We start from the raw sequence: 4,861 nt of genomic DNA, 5'->3' as shown, positions 1-4,861 counted from the left end.
AGGCGTTGCGCCACGTAGGCCTGCGGGCGCTCGCGCAAGCGCTCGCCGAGGGATGCCAGGCCGGCACCGTCGAGGGCGTGGCCGAACAGCGGTTCGCAGCGCTGGCCGGGAAAGGCCGGCTTGATCACCAGGTCGGGCAGTGCCGCGAGTATCGCCTCGAGTGCCTGCGGCTCGCCGCACCAGCGGGTGTCGAGCGAGGGCAGCGCCAACTCCTCGCCGAGCAGGCGGCGACAGGCCTGCGGCAGGAAGCCGAGCAGGCCGGGCGATTCCAGCACCCCGCTGCCCAACGCGTTGGCCACCAGTACGCGCCCCTGGCGTACCGCCTCGAGCAGGCCGGGAATGCCCAGCGCCGAGTCGGTACGCAATTCCAGCGGGTCGCAGAAGTCGTCATCGAGGCGCCGCAATACCGCGTGCACCCGTTTCAGGCCGCCGAGGGTCTTGAGATAGAGGGTGGCGTCGCGCACCGTCAGGTCGTGCCCCTCGACCAGCGGGAAACCGAGCTGGCGCGCCAGGTAGAGATGCTCGAAGTAGGTTTCGTTGAAACGTCCGGGAGTCAGCAGCACCACCAGCGGCGTCTCGCCGTCGCCGGCGGCCTGGCTGGCGAGGGTCTCCTGCAGGGTGCGGAAATACCCGGCGAGATGCTGCACACGCAGGTCGCGATAGAGTTCCGGCAAGGCCCGCGAGACGATCTGCCGGTTCTCCAGCGCATAGCCCGCGCCGGACGGCGCCTGGGTGCGGTCGGCAAGGACCTGCCAGCGTCCGTCGGCATCGCGCGCCAGGTCGACGGCATAGCTGTGCAGGAAAATCCCGCCGGGCGGCCGGATGCCGAGCGCCGGCCAGAGGAAGTTCGGATGGCCGAAGACCAGTTCGCTGGGCAGCAGCCCTTCGGCGAGCAGACGCTGCTCGCCGTACAGGTCGGCCAGCAGCGCGTTGAGCAGCCGAGCACGCTGTGCCACGCCGGCGGCGATCGGCTGCCACTCGGCGGCGGACAGCAGGTTCGGCAGAAGGTCCAGCGCCCAGGGGCGGTCGGTACCCTTGGGATCGGCGTAAACGTTGTAGGTGACGCCGTTCTCCTGGATCTGCCGTTCCACCAGGGCCTGGCGCTGGCGCAGTTGCTCAGGGCTGCTGCGCTCCAGTTGGCGGAACAGCCGCTGCCAATGGGGACGCACGCCACCCTGGCGATCGAGCAGCTCATGGTAGGCCGTATCGGTGAACGGATAGTGGGCAAGCAGCTCGGGCATCGAAGGCTCGCGGGGCTGGGGTTGCGGTCACTGTAGCGGAGTCGGCGACGCGCCGCCGGAGCGAAGCGACGAGGCGTTGCCGGGTCCGCCAGCGCGGTTCTCCGCGAAGACCGGGTTGCCCCGGAAGCGCAAGACTTGTGCCAGCGCCGCCAGGCCCGGGAGGCCAGGAGGTCGCGCCACGGCGATGCACCGCGACGGTGCGCGACCGCTGGCCGGGTTGCAGCCACGCACCCTTTGCGGGCGGCAGGGCCGCCCCGGCGATCAGCGCGGGATGTTCGGCTGGCGCGACTTCTTCTTGCCCTTGGCGAAGGCCGTCGCCTTGTTCTGCTGGCCCTTGCTCCACGGCTTGCCGCCGTCGCTGGCGCGGGGTGGCAGGCCGGTATGCTGGGTCAGCAGCTTGCCGGCCTTCTTGCTGCCGGCCGGCGTCGAGTTCTTCCGCCGGGCGCTCTGGTATTCGCCGGTATCCGGCTGGTAGGTCGGGACCAGGTGGTGCTTGCCATTGCCGATCAGGTCGGCGCGCCCCATCCGCTCCAGCGCCTCGCGCAGCAGCGGCCAGCCTTTCGGGTCGTGGTAACGCAGGAAGGCCTTGTGCAGGCGCCGCTGCTGGTCGCTCTTGACGATGGTCACGCCATCGCTCTTGTAGGTGACCTTGCGCAGCGGGTTCTTGCCCGAGTGATACATCGCGGTGGCGGTGGCCATCGGCGAGGGATAGAACGCCTGGACCTGGTCGGCGCGGAAGCCGTTGCGCTTGAGCCACAGGGCCAGGTTCATCATGTCTTCGTCGGTGGTCCCGGGGTGGGCGGCGATGAAGTACGGGATCAGGTACTGCTCCTTGCCGGCTTCCTTCGAGAACTTCTCGAACATCTGCTTGAAGCGGTCGTAGGTGCCGATCCCCGGCTTCATCATCTTGTCCAGCGGACCGCGCTCGGTGTGCTCCGGGGCGATCTTCAGGTAGCCGCCGACGTGGTGGGTCACCAGTTCCTTGACGTACTCGGGCGACTCGACGGCGAGGTCGTAGCGCAGGCCGGAGGCGATCAGGATCTTCTTCACCCCCGGCAGCGCCCGGGCCTTGCGGTACAGCTCGATCAGCGAGCTGTGGTCGGTATCGAGGTTCTCGCAGATGCCAGGGAACACGCAGGACGGCTTGCGGCAGTGCCGCTCGATGTCCGGGCTCTTGCAGGCGATGCGGTACATGTTCGCCGTCGGTCCGCCAAGGTCGGAGACCACGCCGGTGAAGCCGGGCACCTTGTCGCGCATCTCCTCGATCTCGCGGATGATCGAGTCGTGCGAGCGGTTCTGGATGATCCTTCCTTCATGCTCGGTGATCGAGCAGAAGGTGCAGCCGCCGAAGCAGCCACGCATGATGTTCACCGAGAAGCGGATCATCTCGTAGGCGGGAATCTTCGCCTTGCCGTAGGCCGGGTGCGGTACGCGGGCATAGGGCATGCCGAACACGTAGTCCATTTCCTCGGTGCTCATCGGAATGGGCGGCGGGTTGAACCAGACATCCACTTCGCCGTGCTTCTGCACCAGGGCACGGGCGTTGCCCGGGTTGGTCTCCAGGTGCAGCACGCGGTTGGCGTGGGCATAGAGCACCGGGTCGTTGCGCACCTTCTCGAAAGACGGCAGGCGGATCACGGTCTTCTCCCGGGTCAGCCTGGGGTTCGCCAGCAACTGCACGACCTTGGCTTCCTGCGGGTCCTCCTGCACGCCCTTTTCCTGCTCGATGGCGCAGGCGGCAGTGTCCTGGGTATTCACGTAGGGATTGATGATCTTGTCGATCTTGCCCGGCCGGTCGATCCGCGTGGAATCGATCTCGAACCAGCCCTCCGGGGTGTCGCGACGGACGAAGGCGGTGCCGCGCACGTCGGTGATCGCGCTCAGCGGTTCGCCCTGGGCCAGGCGCTGGGCGATTTCCACCACCGCACGCTCGGCGTTGCCGTAGAGCAGGATGTCGGCCGTGGCGTCCATCAGGATCGAGCGGCGGACCTTGTCCTGCCAGTAGTCGTAATGGGCGATACGGCGCAACGAGGCCTCGATCCCGCCGAGGATCACCGGCACATGGCTGTAGGCCTCCTTGCAGCGCTGGCTGTAGACCAGGCTGGCGCGGTCCGGGCGCTTGCCGGCCAGGCCGCCGGGGGTGTAGGCGTCGTCGGAACGGACCTTCTTGTCCGCGGTGTAGCGGTTGATCATCGAGTCCATGTTGCCGGCCGCCACGCCGAAGAACAGGTTCGGCTCGCCGAGCTTCATGAAGTCGTCCTTCGACTGCCAATCCGGCTGGGCGATGATGCCGACGCGGAACCCCTGGGCCTCCAGCAGGCGGCCGATGATGGCCATGCCGAAGGACGGGTGGTCGACGTAGGCATCGCCGGTGACGATGATGATGTCGCAGGAGTCCCAGCCAAGCTGATCCATCTCTTCCCTACTCATAGGCAGGAAGGGCGCCGGACCGAAACACTCGGCCCAGTACTTGGGATAGTCGAACAGCGGCTTGGCGGCTTGCATCACGGGCACCAGGGGGTATCTCTAGGAATAGGGGGTCGCGAAAACGCGGGCGCGGAATATAGCACAAAAAATGAGCAATTCCGACGTTTTCACTGGGTATTGCCTGCCGTCGGCCGGCTTCGAAAAAATGCCATCATTTCGCCACCTTGTTTCTATACTCCATTCATCGTCATCTCACCCGGCCTCTAAGGCAGGCCCCCGGGAGAGTCATCGTGCGCCATCCTCTTGCCCTGCTCGCGGTCATCTTCCTTCTACTGGCCAGCGCCGTTTCGCGCGCCGCGCCGGAGTTTCCAGCGCCCCCGGCCAGCGGCGCCTGGTTGAACGGCTCGCTGGACCTGCTCGAAGACCCCGATGGCAACCTGGCGGTGGAGGACCTCGAACAAACGGAGCAGGCCGGCCGCTTCGTCGCCGCCGCCGGCCGCACCAGCGTCGGCCTCAGTCGCAGCGTCTGGTGGCTGCGCCTCGACCTGCCGAGACGCGAGGCGGTATCCGGCGGCTGGTGGCTGGAAGTCGCCAGCGCCAGCCTGCACGACCTGCGCCTGTACCTCCCCGACGAGCGCGGCGGGTTCCGCGAACATCGCAGCGGCGAAGCGGTGCCCTTCGCCGAGGGCCGCGACCACGCCTATCGTCATCCGCTGTTCCAGCTCCCTCCCGGCGATGGGCCGTTGCGCGTCTACCTGCGCAGCTACGATCCCGGCGGCAACGCCTTTCCGCTGAGGCTCTGGAGCCACGACGAACTGCTGGAATACCGCAGCCAGGGCAACCTGCTGTTCGGCATGGCCTACGGGCTGATCCTCGCCCTGCTGCTGTACAACCTGATCCTGTTCACCAGCCTGCGCGATCGCGCCTATTTCTGGTACGTGCTGACCGCTGCCAGCGCGCTGGTGCTGACCCTGAGCATCAGCGGCCATGGTTTCGAGTATTTCTGGCCCGAGCGGGCGGTGCCCTGGTGGCTTGACCGCCTGGCGCTGCTGGCGATCTGGGGCATCTGCGTGATCCGCTTCAGCGGGTCGTGATGGGCGGCGTACTGCAGTTGCGCTTCGCGCATCTGCAACTGGCGATTGGCCTCGCTCAGCTCGTTGGTACGGACTTCCACGGCGCGTGCCAGGTCGCGC

Annotated in this window: 2 protein-coding genes and 1 pseudogene; 1 reads left to right on the top strand and 2 read right to left on the bottom strand. The window is 67.1% G+C overall.

Going from position 1 to position 4,861, the window contains the following annotated elements; translation table 11 throughout:
* Positions 1-1,241, bottom strand: a 1,241-nt coding sequence (locus FFS27_RS28555; protein WP_137952370.1) for a circularly permuted type 2 ATP-grasp protein, incomplete at its 3' end; no start/stop codon positions are given.
* Between the two features lie 261 nt (positions 1,242-1,502).
* Positions 1,503-3,746: a YgiQ family radical SAM protein gene (locus FFS27_RS28550; RefSeq protein WP_003135540.1), complete on the bottom strand. Its 2,244-nt coding sequence runs from the start codon at positions 3,744-3,746 to the stop codon at positions 1,503-1,505.
* A 212-nt stretch (positions 3,747-3,958) separates the two neighbouring features.
* Between FFS27_RS28550 and FFS27_RS28540 the strand changes: the two are divergent.
* Positions 3,959-4,753: pseudogene (locus FFS27_RS28540) on the top strand (7TM-DISM domain-containing protein); the annotation flags it as partial.
* Between the last annotated feature and the right edge of the window lie 108 nt (positions 4,754-4,861).

This window comes from Pseudomonas sp. 2VD, assembly GCF_005503585.1.
GTDB classification, from domain to species: Bacteria; Pseudomonadota; Gammaproteobacteria; order Pseudomonadales; family Pseudomonadaceae; genus Pseudomonas; species Pseudomonas aeruginosa.
This window is presented reverse-complemented; position numbering and strand designations above follow the sequence as displayed.

Bases quoted from the DNA above. Each gene is read 5' to 3' on its own strand.
- FFS27_RS28550 (WP_003135540.1), bottom strand. From the start codon at position 3,746: ATGCAAGCCGCCAAGCCGCTGTTCGACTATCCCAAGTACTGGGCCGAG.